Below are 22,179 nucleotides of genomic sequence, written 5' to 3'. Positions count from 1 at the left end.
ACCATGCTGCCTGTCTCAGGGATGGCTGACGAAGACCCTGCTGACCATCTTCCAGTCGCCCTCGATGCGGCGCACGGGACCCGTGACCTCGATCTGGGTGCGCAGATGAATGGCCGCGCTGGAAGAGCCGATCATCAGCTCGAACATGCCCGGCTCGACAATCCGGAAACCCTCCTGTCCCGTGAACGAGAACATATCCGTCGGGACACGGAAGGTGACGCAGGCGCTTTCGCCGGGCTCGAGGAAAACGCGCCGGAACGCCTTCAACTCCTTGATCGGGCGGACGACCGAACATACGAGGTCGCGGACATAAAGCTGGGGGATCTCCGTTCCCCCGCGCTGGCCCACATTGCGCAGCGTGAAGGAGACGCCGACGCTGCCCTCCTCGCTCTGCACCGAGGCCCGGTCGAGCGTGAGGTCCTCGTAGACGAAGTCCGTATAGGAGAGCCCGTGCCCAAAGGGATAACGGCTCCCGAAATGACGGGCCACCGGAGTCCCCGAGCTTTTGAACTTGTGATTGTAGAAATAGGGCGATGCGCCGCCGCTGCGCGGCACGGAAATGGACAGGCGACCGGAGGGCTCGACGACGCCGGTCAGCACGTCGGCAAGCGCCGCCCCGCCTTCCTGCCCGCCGAAGAAGGCCATGACCTGTGCGGCCACACGATCTTCCAGGCCGCCGAGCGTATAGGGCCGGCCGGAGGTGATGACCACGATCACGGGCGTTCCCGTTTCCACGACCGCGTCCAGCAAGGCCTGCTGAACGCCCGGGAGCACCAGCGTATCGGTATCTGACCCCTCGCCGACGGTGCCCGTCTGGAAAATGCCCGAGAGATCTCCGACGCAGACGATCGCCACATCGGCCTGTCGGGCGGCCTCGACGGCCGCCGGAATGAGATCGAGGCTCGTGGAGACCGGAGAGGTTTGCGACAGCGTCGTCATGTCGGGGACGTCGCCGGGAAAAACAGGAGCGCCCGACTGACGGGCCTCGAGGATGTGGCAGCCCTTGGCGTAGCGGATACGCTCAGTTCCGAACCGCGCCTCGAAGGCACTCCGCGGCGTGATCACGGACGTCGCGGCGTCCTTGAGATCGCTGACGATCAGATGCACGGGGAAGGAATAATCGCCGAGCAGCGCCAGCGGATCGTCGGCCGTCGGGCCGATCAGAGCAATGGTCTTGGTCTCCGCTAGCGGAAGAATGCCGTCATTGGCGAGGATGACGACCGATTTCTGGGCAACCCGACGGGCGACATCGATCGCCTCCGGGGTCTGCAGCGCGATGCCGGCCTCGTCCGTATAGGGATTTTCGAACAGGCCGAGGCGCATCTTCTCGGTCAGGATACGGCGCACGATCTCATCGATGGTATCGATCCCGATCAGCCCCCGCGCCAGTGCCTCTTTCAGATGCGCGGCGCAGTCGTCGCCCGGCAGCTCCACGTCGAGGCCGGCCTTGAAGGCGAGCGCCGCGGCTTCCGCCGGATCGGCTGCCACGCCGTGATGCTTGTAGAGCAGGCTTATGCCGATATAGTCCGCGACGACCAGGCCGTCGAAACCCCAGTCGTCTCGCAGCACTTTCGTCAGCAGATGATGCGAGGCATGGCACGGCTCGCCGTCGATGTCGTGATAGGCGGGCATGACCGATCCCGCGTCCGCCAGCCTTACGGCCATTTCGAACGGCAGCAGGAATGTGTCGTTCAGCTCCCGCCAGCCGAGATTGACCGGCGCATGGTTGCGCGCGCCCTCTGACAGAGAGTGCCCGGCATAGTGCTTCAGCGTCGCCAGGAAGTCGCGGTCGCGCCCCTGCAGGCCGCGGACATAGCGGGAGGCCAGCAGCCCGACGAGATAGGGATCCTCGCCGAACGTTTCTTCCGTGCGTCCCCAACGCGCGTCGCGGGCGACGTCCAGCACGGGGGCCAGCCCCTGGCGGCAACCGATGGAGCGGGCCTCCTCGCCGATGACCCGGCCAACCTCCTCGATGAGGGCGGGATCGAACGTCGCGCCGAAGGCCAGCGACGAAGGAAACAGCGTGCCGCCCTGCGCCATGATGCCGGACAGGCATTCTTCGTGCGAAATGACGGGAATGCCGAGCCGGGTTTCTTCCACGAGGAATTTCTGCAGCCGATTCAAGGCACGTACACCGGCAGCGGGATCGACCGGGCGGCTGCCGAGAGGGCGCGTGATCTGCCCGAGACCGAACGACAGCTTCGCCTTCAGTCGATCCGCATCATCAGCGCCGGTAAACGCATCGGTGCGCACCTCGTGGCGGCCGTCTTCCGACAGCAGCAGCCAGAAGGCGTGCATCTGCGCGATCTTCTCCTCGATGCTCATACGGCCGAGAAGATCGGCAACGCGGTTCTCGATCGACTGGGCAGAATTCTTGTAGATATCCGTCATGGCTGCAGGTCCAGAAATTAAAGAGACGACATAGCGTCAGGTGTCGCAAGCGTTAGCGTTAGCAATCATTAAAGTCAATCTACCATGGTAGTTTAACTCCATTATAACAATGGCTTGCGCCTGATATTCTCCATGTCCCAAAGCCCATATTTTAACCCTAAAAACGGGATGCCAGCTCCGCTGGATCAACCGAAGATGGCGCCTTATCCGAAGAACTGTCTGAAAATGAGATACTGCTGTATCGGTACCTGTACGTTTCTTGCCGGAGCCTGGGCCGACTCCGTTAAATTCTTTGAACACGGAGTACAATAGCGAGATTTCTTACAACATCGTCACCGCGACAAGACGATCCTTGATGACGAGGCACGGATCTCGCTTGGGGAGTCGCGAGGTTGGAAAATGCGGCGTGACGTGCCAAACAGCCAGACGCCTTGTTTTATGATGTTTGTCATATTAAAGTCTTCTCACCTTTAGGAGGAGGTGAAACAATGGACGTCCTCAGGAATAACCAGGCCGGTCTTTCCGGTCTTGCTCAGTTGCAGGCTCTGATGGTGGCCAACAGCCCGCCGCCGATCAACGAAACGATGGGGTTCGTCCTGATCGAGATCGAAGAAGGTCGGGCGGTGTTCGAGGGCAATCCCGACCGCAGCGTCTATAACCCGATCGGATCGGTGCATGGCGGATATGCCGCGACGCTCCTCGACAGCGCGTGCGGCTGCGCTGTCCATTCCAAGCTGGCGGCAGACCAGGGCTATACGACGCTGGAACTCAAGGTCGCCTATCATCGTCCGCTGACGGAGGCGAGTGGTCCCGTTCGCGCCGAAGGGCGCATTCTCTCCATAGGGCGGCGCGCGGCCTTTGCCGAGGCGACGCTGACGGATCGCGACGGCCGCCTCTGTGCCAGCGCGACATCCACCTTGCTCGTCTTTCCGCTCGAGCGACCCGCCACGACCGCCTGACAGCGACCACCAACCGATGCATTCCAAACCGGAGGGACGCCCCCATGAGCCAGCCCGACATCATCCTCGCTTTTCCCGTGCGAACCGCCATCGGCGGCTATAACGGCACATTGAAGAACACGCCCGCAACCGAACTTGGCGCGATCGCCATCGCCGAGACGCTGCGCCGCGCCGGCCTGTCGGGCGAAGACATCGATACGGTCGTCTTGGGCAACGTCGTCCAGGCGGGTAACCGCATGAACCCGGCGCGGCAGGCCGCGATCGGCGGGGGTTTGCCGGTTTCTGTGCCGGCATTGACGGTCAATCGCGTCTGCGGATCGGGCGCCCAGGCGATCCTGTCGACGGCGATGGAGATCATGGCCGGTGGCGCAAAGGCGGCGATCGCCGGCGGAATGGAGAATATGGACCGCGCACCCTACCTGATGGATGGCGGACGCTGGGGATACCGCATGGGCCCGGCACAGATCCTCGACAGCATGCTGACCGATGGCCTGAACGACGCTTTCTCCGGCCAGCATTCCGGTTGGCACACGGAGGACCTCGTCGAAAAACTGCAGATGACCCGTCAGGACCAGGATGCGTTCTCCGCGCGGTCGCAGCAGCGTTTTGCAGCCGCGCAGGACAGCGGCGTGTTCGCAGAAGAGATCGTGTCGGTCGAGGTGAAGGGCCGCAAAGGCACCGAGAGCTTTAGTCGCGACGAAGCACCGCGACCGGAAACGACGGTCGAGACCCTCGCGCGGCTGAAGCCCGCATTCCGCCCGGACGGCACGATCACGGCCGGCAATGCGCCGGGGCTGAACAGTGCCGCGGCGGCCGTCATCGTTGCCGAGCGCAGCTTTGCCGAGAAAAAGGGCCTCGTGCCGATGGCGCGGCTGGCCGGCTATGGCGTGGCCGGAGTGGAGCCGGGCCTGTTCGGTCTCGGGCCGGTGCCCGCCGTGAAGCTGGCACTGAAACGCGCCGGCTGGAAGCTCGGCGATATCGAACGGATCGAAATCAACGAGGCCTTCGCCGCCGTTCCGATCGCCGTGATGCGCGAACTCGGCCTGCCGGAAGACATTATCAATGTCGAAGGCGGCGCCATCGCCCATGGCCATCCCATCGGCGCAACGGGCGCCATCCTGGTCACCCGCCTGCTGCACGGCATGAAGCGGAACGGGCTTTCCAAGGGGATCGTCACGCTCTGCATCGGCGGCGGACAGGGGATTGCTCTCGCGCTCGAGATGATCTGATCCGCGGGTCTCAGCCCTTGAGGGCTGCGGCCGGCGACTGGCGATAGGCGAGAACGGCCGGCACGACGGCAAGGACGGCCGCGAAAGCCGTGACGGAGGCTGCGAAGACGAGGTCTCCGCGTGCGAACGTCACGGGCATCGTGAAGCCGTTCTGCCGCGAGACGATGCCACCGATGACGTCCGAGACGAGGTAGCCGAGGCCGAAACCGATGAGGATGCCGGCGAGGCTGATGGCGAAAAGCTGCAGCCAGACGATCCGGAACACGACGGTGCGCGATGCACCGAAGGCGCGCAGCGCGCCGATCTGCCGCCGGCGCTGCCCGACATGCATGATGGTGACCAGCAAAAGCGCTGCCGCGATGAGAACCTGCGTGCCGATCGCCACCGCCATCAGCAGAATTTTGGCATCCCCGAGCGTCGCGTAGAGCCGCGTCAGCACCTCACCGGGAAAGACGGCGAGCGTCGTGCCGCTGCGATATTCCTGGCGAAGCTTGTAGGCGTCGGCAATCGTCTTCGGCTTGACCAGAACGGCCGGCACACCGGCCGAATGTTCCGCCCAGTCTTCGTCGATCGGCGCCGTGGCATTGGCGCTATGCTCATCCTCGCCACCTGCATGGCCAGCTTCGGCGTGGCCCGTTTCTTCGTGACCAGCCTCCTCATGCCCGGCCTTGTCATGCCCCATCCCGTGCAGCTCCCACACGGCCTGTATGGGTACGAGGATCGCCCGGTCCCATGGCGTGCCGGTCGGCTTCATCCGGCCGACGACGGCATAGGCAAGGCCGGTATGCGTATGGCCGCCCTCTTCCGCGGTGCCGTGCATGGGCTTGATCACCGCGCCGATGGAGAGATCGACCGCCGAGCCGATCACCGCATCACCCTCTTGCCGGAAGCCCGCACCCTCCTGCAGTTGCGGCGAAAGATGCGCCACGAGAGCGGTCGATGTGCCCACCAGCGGATAGCCCGCAAAGGAATCGCCGAAGCCGATGGGGGCGGCAAAGGCCACGCGCGGATCAGCCGCAAGACGCTGAAGCACGGCACCCTCCATCAGCGGGAGGGGGGCTGCTTGAAGAAAGACGGAGGACAGGACCAGCTGCGTTTCGCTGCCCGCCGCTCCGATCACCAGATCGAACGCGTTGGCCGCACGGGCGCTGCCGAGCCGGAGCGCGCGTTCCTGCAGCGTCACCGAGACGGCGAGCGCCACGGCGAAGGCGACCAGCAGCAGGATGGCAATCGTCCCGCCCTTGTGGCGGCGGATGTCCGCGAGGATGAAACCGATCATATCACAGCCGCCTTGCTGTCACTGGAGATCCGACCGCGATCAAGCGTGATCCGGCGCGGCAGGCGCGAAATGAGGGCAGGATCGTGCGACACGACGATGAGTGTGGCACCGGCCGCACCCGCCAGACCGATCAGCAGGTCGGCAATGACCTGACCGCTTTCCTCGTCGAGACTTGCCGTCGGTTCATCGGCGATGACGATGCCCGGTGCGCGCACGAGCGCGCGGGCGATGGCAACGCGCTGCATTTCGCCGCGCGACATCGTCTCGACCGACTGGCCGGGCCGTTCGAGCCCCGTGCCGGCAAGGAGGTCGCGTGCGCGACGCTTGACGGCGGACGATGCCGCGGAGGCAAGCCGCGCAGGCAACAGGACGTTGTCGAGCGCCGACAATCCGGGAAAAAGATGGAAATCCTGCATGACGAGGCCGACATGCTCGGCCCGCCAGCGGTCGCGCCGATGCTCGGCAAGGCGAACGAGATCGGTTCCGCTCCAGTCGATCCGACCCACGCGGACATGCTCAAGGCCGGAGACGACATTGACGAAGGTGCTCTTGCCCGAGCCCGAGGCGCCTGTCACGGCCACGTTTTCCCCAGCTGCAAACTGCAAGGCAGGAACCGAGAGCACGGGCGCGGCGAGCCCGGCATAGGAGACGGCGATGTCTTTAAGGGTCAGCGACATCATCTGCTCAGACCGACCAGTAACGCGCATTGCGGAGACGCAGGCGACTGACGAAGCCGGTCTCGCTATCCGTCCACGTGCCCACCTCCAGTGTCCCCGACACGGAAATGCGCGTTCCCGGCTGGACGAAGGTCTGCGCCTCGTCGAGGTAGACGACGACGATATTGTCGGGCCAATCGGAATCCGACGAGCAGAAAGGGCAGATCGACATGGGAATCTCGGTCAGCACGAAGAATGCCGCCTCGGCCTTCAGGGGCGGCGCCATGAAGCCGCTCATCGTCACGCCCTTGCCGTTCAGCGCTTTCACGGTATCGGAGAAGGTGAGGCCCAGCACGCCGACGCTGCCGTAGAGATCGTCAAAGCCGATCTCGGTGTCCGCAGCGAAAGCCAACGGCGGAAAGACCGCCGCTGGCAGGGATGCGAGCAAGCCAAGGAGCGTGCGACGGCGCAAGGCCTCAGATTTCGTCATGTCGTTTCCTTGAGCGCCGCCGGGCGATAGCCCGGCGGGCTGGTCACCCTTATTTCGCGGAAATCTTGTCCGGCGAGCCGAGGGCGAGACTGTCGGCGAGAACGCGGTAGATGTCGCTTTCTTCCATATAGCCCTTGAAGCCTTCCGAACCGGGCCCGCTTGCCTGAAGCACGACGTCATCGACGGCATGGACGGCGCTTTCGGAGCTCTTCGGCAGGTTGCCTTCGCGCAGAACGGCGCCGGGCACGTCCTTATAGGCCGGGTTCGCGACGTATTCCTTGTTCTCGTTCTGCACGGTCGGCTCGAACGGGCCATCGAGCTTCGGGCGGAAGGTCTCGTAGTAATCCGGGAAGTTGCTGGAGAACACGGCGAGGCGGCGTGTCGGATCGACCTTGTCGGGATAGCCGTCGCCGTCCTTGTCCTCATAGTTCGGGAAGCCGGCATCGGCGTAGATGCCGACCTTCTGGCGCATCTCCGTGCCCGGCTTCTCGTCATCGATGGTGCCGATGACGGAAATGCCGTGGGTGTGGTCGCCGGTAACGACGATCAACGTATCCGGGTTCTTGGCGGCAAAGTCGCGCGCGACGCCGACGGCCTTGTCGAACTCGATCGTCTCATACAGCGCCCGGTCCCAGTCCATCGGGTGGGACATCTTGTCGATCGTGGCGCCCTCGACCATCAGGAAGAAGCCGTCCTCGTTCTTGGACAGCTGCGTCAACGCCGCATGGGTCATATCGACGAGGCCCGGCTGGTTCGGGAACTTCGAAACGGTGCCCTTCTTCAAGAAATTGCGGTCGAGGATCGAGTCCATGTTGCCGGTGTGGAAGAGGCCCAGCAGCTTGGCGGCATTGGTGCCGGATGAGGCTTCGAGTTCGGTCCTGTCGGTCGCCAACGCGTAGCCGGCGTCCTTGAACAGCTGGATATAATCCTTGTCGTCCTTGCGCTTGGAACCGGGCGTCGCCTGCGGCAGGAAGTAGGCGGAACCGCCGCCGAGGATGACCTCCGGCTGCACGGCATAGAACATGCCGACGATGTCGGCCTTGTCGGCGCGCTTGCGGGTGTGGGCGACGACGGCGGCCGGCGTGGCATCCTCGATCTCGGCGGTGGACACGACGCCGATCGCCTTTTTCGTGGTCCGGCGCAGGGCCTCCGCAATGGTCTCGACCTTCGGGTCGTCAAGGCTTGCCGGGGTGCGGTCGGCATAGACGCCGAGCGCGTTGACGGCCGTCTTGTGGCCGGTCATGTAGGCCGACATGGTGTTGGCGCTGTCGGTCGCGATCGCGTCCGTGGCCGAGGTCCCGACGAAGGCCATGTGGTCGAGATCGTCCATGGCGAGACGGCCATTGGACTTTCCTTCGGTCATGCCCTTGGACATGATGCGGGCGCCGGTGCGGTGCGCGACGGAGAGGCCGTCGCCAAGCAGGAAGATCACGTTCTTCGCCTTCGGCTGCGCGGTGGTCTCGTAGACCTCCCACGTCACCGATTTCGTCTCGCCGCCTGCGGTCACGTCGACCTTGTAGCTGCCGGCCTTCAGGATTCGCGCGCCGCGCAGGATCAGGGCGGAACCGAGAACCTTGTCCTCCTTGCCCTTTTCCTCGGCCACGAATTCGGCAGCAGAGCCGAGCGCCGCGGCATAATCCTCGCCGTTGACGGTGACCTTCACGTCCTCGGCGTTCACCACGCCGGGCAGCTCGATCTTGAAGTCGAACGGCGATCCCGCAAGGATCGTTGCGCGGGAGAGCGGGTAGACGGTCGTGGCCTGGGCCGCGCCGGCAAGGATGGTGGTCGCGACAAGCGCAGCGAGAAGAGTCCGCATGAGAACCTCGTTCGGGTAGAGAGGAGACTGTATGCGGCAGGCTTAACCGTCCTGTGTGACGGTTGGATGATGGTCGTTACGCTGGTTGCAGAAAGATGACAGTTCGCCGCTCAGTGTGGGTTTCTCAGCAGCGCAGGCGGCTACGTCTCGTCCTCGTCGTCCTCATCAATGACGCCGGTGAGTCGCATGCCCTCGATCCAGGTCGCGCCGTCCTTGCGGATGACACGCTTCGGCCGGGTTCCGCAGCGCTCGAAAACGGCAGAGGCAAGCGCTTCCGAATGGGTGACGATCCAGATCTGACTGGTGGCCGCGGCCGTCGCGATCAGATCGGCGAGCGGCGGCAGCATGTCGGGATGCAGGCTCGCCTCGGGCTCGTTGAGCGCGATCAGCGGCGGCTGGCGATAGGACATCAGCGCGGCCGCGAGGGCAAGGAAGCGGATCTGCCCGTCGGAGAGTTCGCGTGGCTGGAAGACGCGCTGCGGAAAGTCGGGAAAGATCAGGCCGAATTCCGCAAACTCCCCGGGTTCCGGCACGTGGAGCCGCGCGCCGCCGAGGGCCGCCGCGATCGCCCGGTCGAGTTCGACGGTATCGCCACGGGTATGGACGAGCGTTGCAAAGACCGCCGCCATGTTGCCGCCGTCCTCGTCCAGAAGTGGTGCCGTGACGGCAAGGCAGGGCTGGCGCAGCGCCGCATCCCGGTCGGTGCGAAAGCCATGGAAGAACCGCCAGCCATCGACCAGACGGCGAAATGTACCGACTTCCGGATAATGTCCGGCATCGCCGAGCATGGCGATCGCCGTCTCCGACGTCATCGCCGGCTGCGGATACTCTTCCATCCGCCCACGCTCGCCGCGCACCATCACGCCCGGCCCGACCCGTTTCATCATCGTGACCGGCCACGCGCCCGTTTCGACCGAAAGCACCTCTTCCTTGATTTGCGGCTCGAAGGCGAAGCCGGCGGCGGCCTTCGGCGGTCGCAACCCGGCCTCCACGCGATAGCGGAACGTCACCGCCCGCTCCTCGTCCAGCACTTCGACATCGAGCTTGATGCGGAAATTCTTCTCGATGCGTCTCGGACCCGACCATAGCGCGGACGCCATGCCTCCTTCCGCCGCGATCTCGTAGGCGAGCGAGCCCCTCACGGCGGCCTGCACGAGTTGCAGGGCACGATAGAGGTTAGACTTGCCGACGCCGTTCTCGCCGATGAACACGTTGACACCGCCCAGATCCATACGGATCGAGCGCAGCGAACGGTAGTTCAGGGCGGACATGGAGCGAAGCATCATGATCGTTGTCTACACCGGGTATCATGCCCGATGAAAGCACCCGGCATGACCAAATCCCTGTGATGCCGTCGCGGATGCGAAGCCTTGATTAGCCACCGTCGCGCGCATTCTCGACAGCTTGCGGGTCACGCAACAGAGCGATCACGGCGTCCTGCAACAGGACGCGATGGCGGCTGCGCATCGTGGCTTCGCCGAGATCACGACCGAAGATGTGGCCGAAGGTGTGACGATTGGAGACCCGGAAGAAGCAGAAGGACGAGATCAGCATATGCAGGTCGATCGGATCGACCTCCCGGCGGAACGCGCCGGTCTCCTGTCCCCGCCGGAGGATCGCGGCGATCGTGTCGATGATCGACACGTTGAGCCGGCCGAGGCTGGAGGACTGGCGCATATGGCTGGCGCGATGGATGTTCTCGATCGTCACCAGACGGATGAAATCGGGATTGGCCTCGTCATAGTCGAAGGTGAAGCCGATCAAGCGGCGCATCGCGTCCGCCGGATCGACGTCGGCCAGCCGCAGTTCCGCCTCCACCTTGCGGATGCCGGTATAGGCATGTTCGAGCACGGCGAGGTAGAGGCCCTCTTTCGAGCCGAAATGATAGTAGATCATCCGCTTGGACGTCCGTGTGCGCTCGGCGATGGCATCGACGCGGGCGCCCGAAAGGCCGTTCGCCGCAAACTCCTCGCGCGCGACCAGCAGGATGTCGTCCCGCGTTTTCGTCGTGCGGTCCTGCTGCGTTACGCGACGTCTGCCCGGCAGACCATCGGCGTCAAGATGCCCCCGTTCGTCAACACCGTCTGTGTCGGCCATTTCCTCATCATCCTCCCACATGCCCATGACGGGCACGACCGATCGCAAACATCGGCGCGGCCCATTCTGCATGTTCCAACCGGCACGTCATTCACCGATCTCACGGACAACACGATTTTCGCGTTGACTAAACGAACCGGTTCGTACATTTTTACCTCAAGATGCTTCTGTCGGAAAGAGGCAGAGAGTTCGATCGTCATCGACGCAAGACGGTGCCGGATCATAAAATGCTGTGGGCCGGGCGTAACGGGCTACAGGACATCACGGCGATGCTTTAGGATCTGGAGGGATCCCCGCATCGACGGACGGGAGCAGACGATCCGGCAGGGAGTGCCGATCGCACGGGAGGACTTTCATGAGACGGATCGTCGATCTGTATTTTGCGCTTCTGCGCGCCTCCATCGCCCTGCTCCTCGCAGCGATGGTCATCCTCGTTTTCACCAACGTCATCCTGCGCTATGCGCTGAACAGCGGCCTGACGATCTCGGAAGAGATGTCGCGGCTAGCCTTCGTCTGGCTGATCTTCCTCGGCGCGGCCGTCGCGCTGCGCGAACACGCCCATATCGGCATCGATACGATGATCCGCGCCTTGCCGCCAAAATTGGCCAAGGCCTGCGTCCTTCTCGGCTACCTCCTGATGCTGCTGGCCTGCGTGTTGCTCCTTCAGGGCGCCTGGGCGCAGTCTGTTCTGACCTGGGGCGCAATCACGCCGGCGGCTGGTATCTCCATGGCGTGGTTCATGATTCCCGCCGTCATCTTCTCGGTGACGGCTCTCCTGCATCTGGGCGGCGAGACGCTCGCGATCCTCACCGGCAGTCTCGATATCTCCAACATCGTGCTCGTGCAGGAATCCGAAGATCTGCCGCCGCCGACCGCCTCGCCCGTACCGCCGCTGCCCGCTGCGTCCGGCTTCGGTCGCTGAGGGGAACGACGATGGTTATCGCAGTATTCCTCGGCTCGCTTCTCGGCACCATGGCATTGGGCATGCCGATCGCCTTTGCGCTGATCCTGTCCGGGATCGCGCTCATGGTTCACATGGACCTCTTCGACGGGCAGATCGTCGCCCAGACGATCCTGCAAGGTGCCGACAGCTTCACGCTCATCGCCGTGCCCTTCTTCATGCTGGCCGGCGAGGTCATGAACCAGGGCGGGCTTTCCAAGCGCATCGTCAATCTGGCGATCGCGCTGGTCGGGCATAAGCGCGGTGGTCTCGGTTTCGTCTGCATTCTCGCAGCCTGCGTTCTCTCCAGCCTTTCCGGCTCGGCCGTGGCAGATGCGGCGGCGCTCGCTGCCCTGCTGATGCCGATGATGATCAAGTCCGGCCACGATCCGGCCCGCTCGGGCGGCCTCATCGCATCCTCCGCCATCATCGGCCCCATCATCCCGCCCTCCATCGGCTTCATTCTCTACGGCGTGGTCGGCGGCGTCTCCATCACCAAGCTCTTCCTCGCCGGCATCGCGCCGGGCCTGATGATCGGTGCTGCCCTCTGCGTCGCCTGGCTGGTGGTCATCCGCAAGGAAACCTTCGCCATGCCGGCGAAATCCTCCTGGGCGGAGCGCCGGCACGCGCTCGTCTCGAGCCTCTGGGCGCTGATGCTGCCGGTCATCATCATCTTCGGCTTGAAGTTCGGCGTGTTCACGCCTACCGAAGCCGGCGTGGTCGCCGCCGTCTATTCGCTGTTCGTCGCCATGGTCGTCTACCGTGAACTGACGCCCGGCATGCTGCTCGACGTCTTCACCTCGGCTGCGAAAACCACCGCGATCGTCATGTTCCTGGTCGCCGCCGCCTCGGTTTCCGCCTGGCTCATCACGATTGCCGACCTGCCGGGCGCCATGGTCGCCCTGCTGCAGCCGCTGATGGGCAACCAGACGCTGCTGCTGATCGCCATCATGGTGCTGATCGTTGCCGTCGGCACCGCCATGGACATGACGCCGACCATCCTCATCCTGACGCCGGTCCTCATGCCGGTCATCAAGGAGGCCGGCATCGATCCCGTCTATTTCGGCGTGCTGTTCATCATCAACAATTCCATCGGCCTCATCACGCCGCCGGTCGGCACCGTGCTCAACGTCGTCTGCGGCGTCGGCAAGATCTCGATGGAAAAGCTTATCCGGGGCGTCTGGCCGTTCATGATCGCGCAGCTGATCGTGCTCATCCTGCTCGTCCTCTTCCCCGTTCTCGTCACCGGCCCGGCTGCCTTCTTCGCCGGTCGCTGACCTCGCCCATTGCCGCGCCGGTGTCCAAGGGAGGGGCCGGCGGGGAAACCAGAAGCAACCCAGGCGTCGGGAGGCGCCGTTATCCCGGAGGATAAATCCATGAGACTGACCCAATCCATCGCAGCCCTACTGGCCGCAGCATCCATTTTCGGCGCGGCCGGTGCCCATGCCGAGATCAGCGAGCGGACGATCAAGTTCGCCGCACAGAACTCCAAGGGCCATCCGCAGGTCATGGGCATGGAGCGCTTCGCGGAGATCGTGAAGGAAAAGAGCGGCGGCAAGATCGAGGTCAAGCTGTTCCCGGGCGGCACGCTCGGCGGCGACGTCCAGACGCTCGCCTCCGTACAGGGCGGCATCGTCGAGATGAGCGTGCTGAATGCCGGCATTCTCTCCGGCACCATCAAGGAGTTCGGCGTGGTCGACCTGCCGTTCCTGTTTGGGACGCCTGAAGAGGCCGACGCCGTCATGGACGGTCCGGTCGGGACCGATCTTTCAGCGCGGCTGCCCGCCCAGCGCCTCGTCGGTCTCGGCTTCTGGGAGCTCGGCTTCCGCCATCTCACCAACAATCGCCATGCGGTCAACACGGTCGAGGACGTGAAGGGCCTGAAGATCCGCACCGTGCAGTCGGCCGTGCCGCTCGCCACCTTCAATGCGCTCGGCGCCAACGCCATTCCCCTACCCTATCCCGAGCTTTACAGCGCGCTGGAAACGGGCACCGTCGATGGTCAGGAAAATCCGCTCGCCAACATCGTCAACGCCAAGTTCACCGAGGTGCAGAAGTACCTGACGCTGACGGGCCACCAGTACAATCCGCAGATCGTGATCGTCTCCAAGGTTTTCTGGGACAAGCTCGACCCGCAAGAGCAGGCCCTGCTGCAGGATGCCGCCACGCAGGCGCGCGACTATCAGCGCAAGGCCTCGCGCGACGCCAATGCCGGCTTCCTGGCCGAAATCAAGAAGAGCGGCATGGAGGTCGTCGAACCCACGGCCGAACAGCTCGCCGCTTTCCGCAAGGCCGTCGAGCCGGTCGTCGCACAGTTCCGCGACACGATCGGCGCGGAAACCGTCGATGCCGTGTTCTCGCAGCTGAAGACGATCCGCGGTCAGTAACACGACCAGCGGCAAGGCGGGACGATCCGCCTTGCCGCTCCCCATCCACTAGCCGAAGGAGGGCACATGCTCGATCGATCCACCCGCACGATACAGGTCGGCCTCATCGGCAGCGGCATTCAGCTCTCACGCTCCCCCGCTTTGCACGAGGCGGAAGGCAAGGCGAACGGGCTGGCGCTCTCCTATGAGCTGATCGACCTCGATCGGCTGGGCACCGGCGCGAAGGACGGGCACGGTGCGGGGGTCGGCGTCGAGGCGCTCGGCGATATCCTGCGCGATGTCGAGAACCGAGGTTTTGCCGGCGTCAACGTCACGCATCCGGCAAAGCAGGCCGTCATTCCCCATCTCCACGCCCTGTCGCCGGAAGCCGAAGCGCTCGGTGCCGTCAATACGGTCGTCCTCAAGGATGGTCGCCGGATCGGCCATAATACGGACTGCTCAGGATTTGCAGGGGGCTTCCGCCGCGCGTTGCCGCAGGCCGACCTGTCCTCCGCCGTCCAGCTCGGCGCCGGCGGCGCCGGCGCGGCCGTCGCTCACGCCATGCTGCAACTCGGCACGAAGCAGCTGACGATCTTCGACAATGATGCCGCACGTGCCGAAGCGCTGACACAACGGCTTTCCCCTCTGTTTCCAAAGGCCCTCATCCAGATGGGTGACGACCTGGCCGCGGCCATGGCGCGCGCAAGCGGCCTCGTGCATGCGACGCCGACGGGCATGGCGGCGCATCCGGGACTGCCGCTACCGGCCGATTTCCTCGACCCCCGTCATTTCGTCGCCGAGATCGTCTACTTTCCACTCGAAACCGAGCTTTTGCGGGTTGCCCGCGCCAAAGGCTGCGCCACGGTCGATGGCGGCGGCATGGCGGTCTTTCAGGCGGTCGGGGCCTTCCGCCTCTTCACGGGCATCGAGCCCGACGCCGCGCGCATGCTCGCCCATTTCGCCGCCATGGGCACCAGCGGCAGCTGAGGATACCCCAACCATGATGCCGATCGTTGAACAGGGAACACGCCGATGAAAACCTCGATTGCCACCGTGTCCATCTCCGGCGACCTGTCCGAAAAGCTGGCAGCCATCGCCGCCGCTGGCTTCGGCGCCGTCGAGATCTTCGAGAACGACTTCCTCGCCTCCAATCACGGGCCGAAGGACGTCGGCCGGATGGTTCGCGATGCCGGGCTTGAGATCTGCCTGTTCCAGCCCTTCCGCGACTTCGAGGGTCTGCCCGAACCGCAGCGCAGCCGGGCCTTCGAACGGGCGAAACGCAAGTTCGAGACGATGAACGAGCTCGGCACCGATCTTATCCTCATCTGCTCCAACGTCTCGCCGCTCGCGCTCGGCGGCATCGACCGCGCGGCGGACGATCTACGCGCACTCGGCGACATCGCCCGCGAGCACGGGGTTCGCATCGGCTATGAGGCGCTTGCTTGGGGCCGCTATATCAACGACCATCGTGATGCTTGGGAAATCGTGCGGCGCGCCGACCACAGCCAAGTGGGCCTGATCCTCGACAGCTTCCACTCGCTGGCCCGCGGCATCGACAGTGCCTCGATCCGCTCGATCCCCAAGGACAAGATCTTCATCGTCCAGATGGCGGACGCGCCGAAGCTCGATCTCGACCTCCTGTCCTGGAGCCGCCACTACCGGAACATGCCGGGCCAGGGCGACCTTCCCGTCGCCGACTTCATGGCCGCCATCGAGGCGACGGGGTACGACGGCTATTACTCGCTGGAAATCTTCAACGACCAGTTCCGCGCGGGCTCGGCGCAGCAGACGGCGGTCGATGGGCGGCGCTCGCTGATCTACATGATGGACCGGCTGAAGGCCGAAGGGCGCGCGGTCAAGGGTCCATCGGAACCCAATCCGCTGCCGCCGCCAGCGCGCACCGCGGGCATATCCTTCGTCGAGTTCGCCACCGACATGCAGTCGGCCGTGCCGCTGTCCACGCTGCTCCAGTCCATCGGCTTCCGGCACGCCGGCCGTCATCGCTCGAAGGATGTGGATCTCTACACGCAGAACGATCTCCGCGTCGTCATCAACACGGAAACCGAGGGGATGGCGCACTCCGCCTATGTCGTCCACGGCACAAACATCTCGGCGCTGGGGCTGCGCATGGCGGACGTGCAGCAGGGCATGGCGCGCGCGGCCGGGCTATTGGCAACCCCTTACAAGCAACCTGTCGGGCCCGGCGAACTGGAGCTGCCTGCCTTGTTCGGCATGGGCGGCAGCCTCCTGCATCTCGTGCCCGAGGATGCGGCGCTCGATCGGCAATGGGAAACGGACTTTGCGCTGGAACCCGGCTGGAACAGACATTCCGGTGCCGGCCTGAAGGCGGTCGATCATATCGCCCAGACCGTGCGCTACGAGGATATCCTCTCCTGGACGCTGTTCTACCGCTCGATCTTCGACCTGAAACCGCTGCCGCCGGTCGAGGTGCCCGATCCCGGCGGTCTCGTGCTCAGCCAAGTCCTGCAGAACGACGACGCCAGCCTGCGCATCGTGCTCAACGGTTCCCAATCCATGCGCACGCTCTCCTCGCGTTTCGTGTCGCAGTTCGTTGGCCCGGGCGTCCAGCATGTGGCCTTCGCAACGGCCGACATCTTCGCAACGGTCGCGGCCCTGCGCGCCGGCGGCGTTTCGCTGCTGCCGATCTCGGGCAATTATTACGACGATCTCGACGCCAAGTTCGACATTTCGCCGGAAACGCTCGCGGCGATGCGGGCCGGCGACATCCTCTATGATCGGGATGAGGACGGTGAATATTTCCAGATCTATCTCGGCACGCTGGAAGGCGGCTTCTTCTTCGAGATCGTCGAGCGCAGCGGCTATCGCGGGCTCGGAGCGGCCAATGCCGCGATCCGCCTGACCACGCAGGCCCGCCAGTCGCCGCGACCAGCTTTGTGACGGGTTCGGGCGACCGTTAGGACATTGCAAAGGGGCCCGCTCGTGAGAGCGGGCCCCTTCTTCGTCATGCAAACACCCGCTTCAACACCGGCACGCGGCGGATCAGCAGGACGTCGATGGCGATCATCGCGACGATCAGCAGGCCGGACAGCGGAAACAGCACGCCGAAGACGATCGCCATGCCCCACAACACGCCATAGACCCTTCGGCTCGTGGGATAGGGGGGAACGCCAAGGCGGCCGGACGGCCGGCGCTTCAGCCACATGACGACGGCGGCGACCGAGGAGAGGATGATGGCGAAACAGGTCGCGAGCATCAGCAACTGGTTCAAGAGGCCGAATTCCTGCCCCATATGGATGTTGATCGCGAACTCGGTGAGCTTGGCGACCGGGCCGTAATTGGCATAGCCGATATCGACCAGCGGCTGGCCGCTATATTGATCGATATGGATCGTCCGCACCTGTGAGAGATCGTCGGGATAGACAGCGGTGGTGAAGACGCCGGCAGCGTCGGCGGGAAGCGTCACCTCGTATCCCGGCGCCATGCCGCGCTCCCGCGCGATCTCGACGATCCTGTCGATGCCAAGCGGCGCGTCCATCGGATGATGCGACATCGGCATCGGCGAGGCTTCCATCGTCCAGCCGACCGTCTGCATGGCATGCTGGGCATGCTCGCTCGATGTCGGCACGTTGTCCCACAGTGCGGCGGGATAGCCGGTGCTGGTCGCCACCGTCAGCTCCGTCAGCTTGCCGCCCCAGAAGGACGACCAGGGCAGGCCCGACAGCGCGAGAAAGGCAATGAACCCGCCGGCGACCGCCCCGGTCACGGCATGCGTATCGCGCCAGAACACCCGGCGCGATGGCGTTCCCCGCACGGTCAGGACACCACCGGTCTGCCGGCGCGGCCACCAGAGATAGAGGCCGGAGACCACGAGGATGATCGCGAACCCCGCCATCGCCTCAATCACGCGGTTGGCATAGGCGCCGAAATATTCGAGGCTGTGCAGCTTGCGCACCACCTCGTTGAACTCCTGCGTCTTCAGCATCGTGTCAAGAACGGCACCCGTATAAGGGTTGAGGAACACATAGGCAGCGCCCGCATCCGTCGCGAATGTCACCCGAGCCGAACCGGTCGGGCTGACGGGCGGCCGGTAGGCCTTCACCCGCGCCTCGGGATAGAGCGTCTGCGCCTTGGCAATCAAGGTGCTGGGAGCCTGTTGTGGCGTGGTCTCCTCGGCAACCACCGTCCGCGACGCAAAGGCCGTGCGGTCGATCTCGTCGCGAAAGAGGTAGAGCGAGCCGGTGACGGCGAGCAGGATCATGAAGGGCACGGCGATGAGGCCGGCATAGAAGTGCCATCGCCAGATGGCGCGGTAGGTATCGACAGAAAGCGCGGAAACGCTTGCCTGCCGGAATGCGGTAAGGTCTGTCATCGTCAATCCTGGGATTGGACCGCATGCCGCCGTCGGAGACGTTCGGGAACGGCCGAAAAAGCTTGAGGCTTATCGACATGCCGTGGCGGCGGGAGCGCACAGAATGTCTTTGCCATCGATGGCGGGCACAAGCGCCCGCTCGGTGCTTTTCAGACCGGTGGACCCTGCGCGTCATACCGCCTGACATCCGTCGAGGCAGACAGGATGACGGCATCGTCGGCGCGTTTCTCCACAGCGACGGAGAAGCGGATGGGCAAACCCGTATCGTCGGAGGGTGCCAGCGCCGTCTGCGCCTGCACGCCGGCATGGCAGAGCTTGCTGCACGGGCATTCCTGATGCTGATGGCCATCGGCGGGCCGATGCGCTCCATGTTCGGCAGCGCAGAGGACCGACAGGGGATCCGGCGCCGCCATCGCGGCACTCGACCATCCCGTCACCAGCGTCTGGATCGCGAACGACAGCGCCAGCAGGATGCCCAGGAGGGCCCCCGATTGTCTGTCTGCGATGATGCGGCGCCAGAACGTCATGACTGTCGAATGCCATAGTTCCCGCCGTCTGTCATCGCGACATCTTGTGCACAGGTCGTTTGCAAGGACGGACGGGATCATCGATGATCCCCACACCATATCCGAACCGCGATCGGGCCAATTCGCTCCCGACCCCGTTGACAAGATGGCGTCTCGTAATGTTATTACATTTATATAGATCGCCGATGGGGTTTCGGGGTGATGCAACATGGTTTTACCTTCAGGGAAAAGACGGCTAGATGATCCGCATATCGCTCCCGGCACGTCTCCTCGCTCACGACGATACGCTGCCTGACGAAGAAGAAGGACGCCGCGTGCACGATGTGACCCTGTCAGCGAGTGGTCTCGGATGGTCGATCCGGGATTCGCAGATCCTGCAGGATGTTTCCCTGACGCTCGGTCAGGGCGACCGGCTGGCGATCGTCGGCCCCAACGGCGCGGGCAAGACGACGCTGCTCCAGCTTCTATCCGGCATGCTGCAGCCGACCACGGGCGCAGTTTCGCTGGTCGGGCGGCCGCTTGCATCCATGACCCCGCAGGAGCGGGCCCGGCTGACGGCCGTGGTCGGACAGTCCGACCAGCCCGACCACCGCATTAGCGTGCGCGACTATGTCGAACTCGGCCGCATTCCCCACATGCAGCGGGCGACGCGCGCGCAGGAACGTATGCTGGTGGACGACGCGCTGGAGCGAACCGGCCTTGCCGCCCTCGCCGCGCGTGCGATGGGGTCGCTCTCTGGCGGCGAGCGGCAGAGGGCGCAGATCGCCCGGGCGCTGGCGCAGGCGCCCCGCATCCTGTTTCTCGACGAGCCGACGAACCATCTCGATCCTCTGGCACGCCGCACGCTCTTGTCTCTGGTTGCGGAACTGGACGTCACGGTCGTTGCCGTCCTTCACGACCTGCATCTCGTTCCCGATTTTGCGACCCATGTCGTGGTGCTGAAAGACGGACGGCCCGTGGCCAGCGGGCCGGTTGCCGCCGCCCTGTCGAAAGGCGTCGTCCGCGATGTCTTCGGCATCGATCTCCTGCGCCTGCCGCATCCGCATGAAGACCGCGAACTCACGGTCTTCGACATCGCAGCCCCTCTCTGAACCCCGGAGCCTCTTCCATGAAACGCCTTCTCCTGGCCGCCCTTGTCTCATTCGCAGCCTCTGCCGCCCATGCCTTTCCCGTCACCGTCGACAGCTGCGGGCAGGCGCTGACATTCGATGCGGCGCCGAAGCGGGCGGTCGTGCATGACATCAACATGGCCAAGATGGCCTTCGCACTTGGCCTCCAGCCGCAGATGGTGGGCGTCACCGGCATCAGTGGCTGGTACAAGCTGGACGATGCCTTCCGCGAGGAACAGGGTGCTATCCCCGAACTCGCGCCGAAATACCCGACGCTGGAAAATCTCGTCGCCGTCGAGCCCGATTTCTTTTTCGCGGGCTGGTACTACGGCATGAAGCCCGGCGGCGACGTGACGCCGGAGACGCTGGCACCCCACGGCATCAAGACGCTCGTGCTGACGGAAAGCTGCGTCCACCTCGACAAGGCGCGCCCCGCCGCCTCCATGGACCTGCTCTATGGCGACATGGAAAAGCTCGGCGTCATCTTCGACCGGAAGACGGAAGCCGATGCCCTGATCGAGGGCTGGAAGACGGAGCTTGCGGGTATCGAGGCGAAGGTCGCGGCAAACGACGGGACCCGCGTGTTCCTTTATGACAGCGGCGATGACAAGCCGTTCACCGCCGGCAAGTTCGCCATTCCCACCGCCATGATCTCGGCAGCCGGCGGCGTGAACATCATGGCCGACATGGAAACGAGCTGGGGCACGACGGACTGGGAAACCGTCGCCATGCGCAATCCGCAGTTCCTCGTGCTCCTCGATTACCAGACCGACACCGGCTATCGAAAACTCCTCGACTTCCTGAAGAGCCATCCCGCCATGAAGGAAACGGACGCCGTGAAGAACGAGCGCTTCGTGGCCCTGCGATACGAGGAGCTGACGCCCGGCCCGGATAACATCGCGGCCATCGGCAAGATCGCCCGCGCGCTGCACCCAGAAGCCTTCTGACGGTGCGAGCCGCATTCCCCTTGGGCGTCGTGGCAGCCTGCCTGGCTGTGGCGGCGCTTGCCTGCATCTCTATCGCCTATGGCTCCACCGTCATCCCGATGCCGCAGGTTCTCACAGCACTCGCGCGGGCGGCCGGGATCGTCCAGACGGACCCGGCCGGCGTGGTGGACCGGATCATCGTCGATCTCCGGCTTCCCCGCGCCATCCTCGCGATAGCAGTAGGGGCAGGCCTCGGCGTCATCGGGCTTCTCCTGCAGACGGTGACGCGCAACGATCTGGCCGATCCCTTCCTGTTCGGCCTGTCGGCGGGTGCGGCGGCCGGTGCGGTCATCGTCATCACCCGGCTCGGAGACCGGCTGGGCGTCCTCACGCTGCCGATTGCGGCCTTCGTCGGAGGAATGTGCGCGACCGGCATCGTGCTGATGCTCATCCGCCGCGCGCAGGGTTTCGGCCCCGAGCGGCTGATCCTGGCCGGTCTCGCCGTCTCGTTCCTGTTCACGGCGCTCACCAATTATCTGGTTTTCTCCGGCGACCAGCGTGCGGCCCATTCCGTGCTGTTCTGGACCATGGGCGGCCTCGGGCTTGCCAGCTGGCAGAACATCGGCATCGGGATCACGGGTGCCGCCGTCGCAACCGGCTATGCGATGGCGCGCCACCGGCACCTCGACGCCCTACTCGGTGGAGAGCAGACGGCCGAAAGCCTTGGTATTTCCGTACGGCGGCTGCGGCGCGAAACGTTTCTGGCGGCCAGTTTCGCCACCGCCCTCCTCGTCTCGATCACGGGCGTCATCGGCTTCATCGGGCTCATGATCCCGCATGTCGCCCGCACGCTGGTCGGCCCGCTGCACAAGCGGCTGACGATCCTCTGCGCGCTTCTGGGCGCGGCCCTGCTTCTCGGCAGCGATCTCATCGCCCGCACGCTCTTGCCGCCGCAGGAACTCCCGGTCGGCATCGTCACGAGCTCGATCGGCGCCGCCTTCGTCGTCATCGTGATCCTGCAGAAAGGTCGCGCGGCCTGAAGC

The 22,179-nt window shown here is 64.5% G+C and carries 19 protein-coding genes; 10 read left to right on the top strand and 9 right to left on the bottom strand.

All coding sequences use genetic code 11. The annotated features are described in order from the left end of the window. Nucleotides 1-15: 15 nt before the first annotated feature. The gene (locus tag C8J33_RS16610; RefSeq protein WP_110801371.1) at nt 16-2,391 is read right to left on the bottom strand and encodes a glycoside hydrolase family 3 N-terminal domain-containing protein; all 2,376 of its coding nucleotides are present in this window, start codon (nt 2,389-2,391) and stop codon (nt 16-18) included. 488 nt (nt 2,392-2,879) lie between these two features. Here C8J33_RS16610 and C8J33_RS16605 point away from each other — a divergent pair, with 488 nt between their 5' ends. Both C8J33_RS16605 and C8J33_RS16600 read left to right on the top strand, forming a co-directional pair. Beyond that, the gene (locus C8J33_RS16605) at nt 2,880-3,350 is read left to right on the top strand and encodes a PaaI family thioesterase (protein WP_110801372.1); all 471 of its coding nucleotides are present in this window, start codon (nt 2,880-2,882) and stop codon (nt 3,348-3,350) included. A 44-nt stretch (nt 3,351-3,394) separates the two neighbouring features. Further along, the gene (locus C8J33_RS16600) at nt 3,395-4,579 is read left to right on the top strand and encodes a thiolase family protein (protein WP_110801373.1); all 1,185 of its coding nucleotides are present in this window, start codon (nt 3,395-3,397) and stop codon (nt 4,577-4,579) included. A gap of 10 nt (nt 4,580-4,589) precedes the next feature. Here C8J33_RS16600 and C8J33_RS16595 read toward each other — a convergent pair whose 3' ends face one another. The 6 genes from C8J33_RS16595 to C8J33_RS16570 all read right to left on the bottom strand — a co-directional run bounded on the left by C8J33_RS16595 (nt 4,590) and on the right by C8J33_RS16570 (nt 10,866). Then, nucleotides 4,590-5,858, bottom strand: a complete 1,269-nt coding sequence (locus C8J33_RS16595; RefSeq protein WP_110801374.1) for an ABC transporter permease — start codon at nt 5,856-5,858, stop codon at nt 4,590-4,592. Continuing rightward, on the bottom strand, nt 5,855-6,538 hold the full coding sequence (locus C8J33_RS16590) for an ABC transporter ATP-binding protein (protein WP_110801375.1): 684 nt from the start codon (nt 6,536-6,538) through the stop codon (nt 5,855-5,857). Before C8J33_RS16590 ends, C8J33_RS16595 begins: the two co-directional genes overlap by 4 nt. A gap of 4 nt (nt 6,539-6,542) precedes the next feature. Then, a complete protein-coding gene (locus C8J33_RS16585) occupies nt 6,543-7,004 on the bottom strand; it encodes a hypothetical protein (protein WP_110801376.1) in 462 nt (153 codons plus the stop codon). 49 nt (nt 7,005-7,053) lie between these two features. Then, a complete protein-coding gene (locus tag C8J33_RS16580; RefSeq protein ID WP_110801377.1) occupies nt 7,054-8,820 on the bottom strand; it encodes an alkaline phosphatase in 1,767 nt (588 codons plus the stop codon). Nucleotides 8,821-8,960: 140 nt separating this feature from the next. Next, the gene (locus C8J33_RS16575) at nt 8,961-10,106 is read right to left on the bottom strand and encodes an AAA family ATPase (RefSeq protein WP_110807754.1); all 1,146 of its coding nucleotides are present in this window, start codon (nt 10,104-10,106) and stop codon (nt 8,961-8,963) included. A gap of 88 nt (nt 10,107-10,194) precedes the next feature. Beyond that, complete coding sequence (locus C8J33_RS16570; RefSeq protein WP_422038532.1) at nt 10,195-10,866, bottom strand: TetR/AcrR family transcriptional regulator; 672 nt, start codon at nt 10,864-10,866, stop codon at nt 10,195-10,197. Nucleotides 10,867-11,272: 406 nt separating this feature from the next. Here C8J33_RS16570 and C8J33_RS16565 point away from each other — a divergent pair, with 406 nt between their 5' ends. The 5 genes from C8J33_RS16565 to C8J33_RS16545 all read left to right on the top strand — a co-directional run bounded on the left by C8J33_RS16565 (nt 11,273) and on the right by C8J33_RS16545 (nt 17,142). Further along, nucleotides 11,273-11,839 (top strand): TRAP transporter small permease, encoded by a 567-nt coding sequence (locus C8J33_RS16565; RefSeq protein WP_110801380.1) that lies wholly within the window; start codon nt 11,273-11,275, stop codon nt 11,837-11,839. Between the two features lie 11 nt (nt 11,840-11,850). After that, nucleotides 11,851-13,134, top strand: coding sequence for a TRAP transporter large permease subunit (locus C8J33_RS16560; protein ID WP_110801381.1), 1,284 nt, complete (start codon nt 11,851-11,853; stop codon nt 13,132-13,134). A gap of 99 nt (nt 13,135-13,233) precedes the next feature. Beyond that, entirely contained in the window at nt 13,234-14,244 is a 1,011-nt protein-coding gene (locus C8J33_RS16555) for a TRAP transporter substrate-binding protein (RefSeq protein ID WP_110801382.1), read from the top strand. Nucleotides 14,245-14,310: 66 nt separating this feature from the next. Then, nucleotides 14,311-15,210: a shikimate dehydrogenase gene (locus tag C8J33_RS16550; RefSeq protein WP_110801383.1), complete on the top strand. Its 900-nt coding sequence runs from the start codon at nt 14,311-14,313 to the stop codon at nt 15,208-15,210. A gap of 45 nt (nt 15,211-15,255) precedes the next feature. Next, on the top strand, nt 15,256-17,142 hold the full coding sequence (locus C8J33_RS16545; RefSeq protein WP_110801384.1) for a bifunctional sugar phosphate isomerase/epimerase/4-hydroxyphenylpyruvate dioxygenase family protein: 1,887 nt from the start codon (nt 15,256-15,258) through the stop codon (nt 17,140-17,142). Nucleotides 17,143-17,206: 64 nt separating this feature from the next. Here C8J33_RS16545 and C8J33_RS16540 read toward each other — a convergent pair whose 3' ends face one another. Both C8J33_RS16540 and C8J33_RS16535 read right to left on the bottom strand, forming a co-directional pair. Further along, nucleotides 17,207-18,574, bottom strand: a complete 1,368-nt coding sequence (locus C8J33_RS16540) for a PepSY-associated TM helix domain-containing protein (protein ID WP_132664954.1) — start codon at nt 18,572-18,574, stop codon at nt 17,207-17,209. 149 nt (nt 18,575-18,723) lie between these two features. Next, a complete protein-coding gene (locus tag C8J33_RS16535; RefSeq protein ID WP_110801386.1) occupies nt 18,724-19,101 on the bottom strand; it encodes a hypothetical protein in 378 nt (125 codons plus the stop codon). Between the two features lie 239 nt (nt 19,102-19,340). On the opposite strand from C8J33_RS16535, the gene C8J33_RS16530 reads away from it, so the two are divergent. Genes C8J33_RS16530 through C8J33_RS16520 form a run of 3 tightly spaced genes read left to right on the top strand, consistent with a single transcriptional unit; the run spans nt 19,341 to nt 22,176 of the window. Next, complete coding sequence (locus tag C8J33_RS16530) at nt 19,341-20,192, top strand: ABC transporter ATP-binding protein (protein WP_110801387.1); 852 nt, start codon at nt 19,341-19,343, stop codon at nt 20,190-20,192. Nucleotides 20,193-20,209: 17 nt separating this feature from the next. Beyond that, nucleotides 20,210-21,157: an ABC transporter substrate-binding protein gene (locus tag C8J33_RS16525; protein ID WP_110801388.1), complete on the top strand. Its 948-nt coding sequence runs from the start codon at nt 20,210-20,212 to the stop codon at nt 21,155-21,157. Continuing rightward, nucleotides 21,154-22,176, top strand: a complete 1,023-nt coding sequence (locus tag C8J33_RS16520; RefSeq protein ID WP_110801389.1) for an iron ABC transporter permease — start codon at nt 21,154-21,156, stop codon at nt 22,174-22,176. Before C8J33_RS16525 ends, C8J33_RS16520 begins: the two co-directional genes overlap by 4 nt. Nucleotides 22,177-22,179 lie beyond the last annotated feature (3 nt).

The organism is Rhizobium sp. PP-CC-3G-465 (assembly GCF_004343445.1).
GTDB classification, from domain to species: domain Bacteria; phylum Pseudomonadota; class Alphaproteobacteria; order Rhizobiales; family Rhizobiaceae; genus Ferranicluibacter; species Ferranicluibacter rubi.
The sequence above is the reverse complement of the archived record's forward strand: the minus strand, read 5'-3'. Positions and strand labels throughout refer to the sequence as shown.

What these genes read in the sequence shown, in the direction of transcription:
- C8J33_RS16555 (WP_110801382.1), top strand. Translation starts at nt 13,234, where the DNA reads ATGAGACTGACCCAATCCATCGCAGCCCTACTGGCCGCAGCATCCATT.
- C8J33_RS16610 (WP_110801371.1), bottom strand. Translation starts at nt 2,391, where the DNA reads ATGACGGATATCTACAAGAATTCTGCCCAGTCGATCGAGAACCGCGTT.
- C8J33_RS16600 (WP_110801373.1), top strand. Translation starts at nt 3,395, where the DNA reads ATGAGCCAGCCCGACATCATCCTCGCTTTTCCCGTGCGAACCGCCATC.
- C8J33_RS16530 (WP_110801387.1), top strand. Translation starts at nt 19,341, where the DNA reads ATGATCCGCATATCGCTCCCGGCACGTCTCCTCGCTCACGACGATACG.
- C8J33_RS16595 (WP_110801374.1), bottom strand. Translation starts at nt 5,858, where the DNA reads ATGATCGGTTTCATCCTCGCGGACATCCGCCGCCACAAGGGCGGGACG.
- C8J33_RS16605 (WP_110801372.1), top strand. Translation starts at nt 2,880, where the DNA reads ATGGACGTCCTCAGGAATAACCAGGCCGGTCTTTCCGGTCTTGCTCAG.
- C8J33_RS16545 (WP_110801384.1), top strand. Translation starts at nt 15,256, where the DNA reads ATGAAAACCTCGATTGCCACCGTGTCCATCTCCGGCGACCTGTCCGAA.
- C8J33_RS16585 (WP_110801376.1), bottom strand. Translation starts at nt 7,004, where the DNA reads ATGACGAAATCTGAGGCCTTGCGCCGTCGCACGCTCCTTGGCTTGCTC.
- C8J33_RS16550 (WP_110801383.1), top strand. Translation starts at nt 14,311, where the DNA reads ATGCTCGATCGATCCACCCGCACGATACAGGTCGGCCTCATCGGCAGC.
- C8J33_RS16580 (WP_110801377.1), bottom strand. Translation starts at nt 8,820, where the DNA reads ATGCGGACTCTTCTCGCTGCGCTTGTCGCGACCACCATCCTTGCCGGC.
- C8J33_RS16560 (WP_110801381.1), top strand. Translation starts at nt 11,851, where the DNA reads ATGGTTATCGCAGTATTCCTCGGCTCGCTTCTCGGCACCATGGCATTG.
- C8J33_RS16535 (WP_110801386.1), bottom strand. Translation starts at nt 19,101, where the DNA reads ATGACGTTCTGGCGCCGCATCATCGCAGACAGACAATCGGGGGCCCTC.
- C8J33_RS16575 (WP_110807754.1), bottom strand. Translation starts at nt 10,106, where the DNA reads ATGATGCTTCGCTCCATGTCCGCCCTGAACTACCGTTCGCTGCGCTCG.
- C8J33_RS16525 (WP_110801388.1), top strand. Translation starts at nt 20,210, where the DNA reads ATGAAACGCCTTCTCCTGGCCGCCCTTGTCTCATTCGCAGCCTCTGCC.
- C8J33_RS16540 (WP_132664954.1), bottom strand. Translation starts at nt 18,574, where the DNA reads ATGACAGACCTTACCGCATTCCGGCAGGCAAGCGTTTCCGCGCTTTCT.
- C8J33_RS16565 (WP_110801380.1), top strand. Translation starts at nt 11,273, where the DNA reads ATGAGACGGATCGTCGATCTGTATTTTGCGCTTCTGCGCGCCTCCATC.
- C8J33_RS16590 (WP_110801375.1), bottom strand. Translation starts at nt 6,538, where the DNA reads ATGATGTCGCTGACCCTTAAAGACATCGCCGTCTCCTATGCCGGGCTC.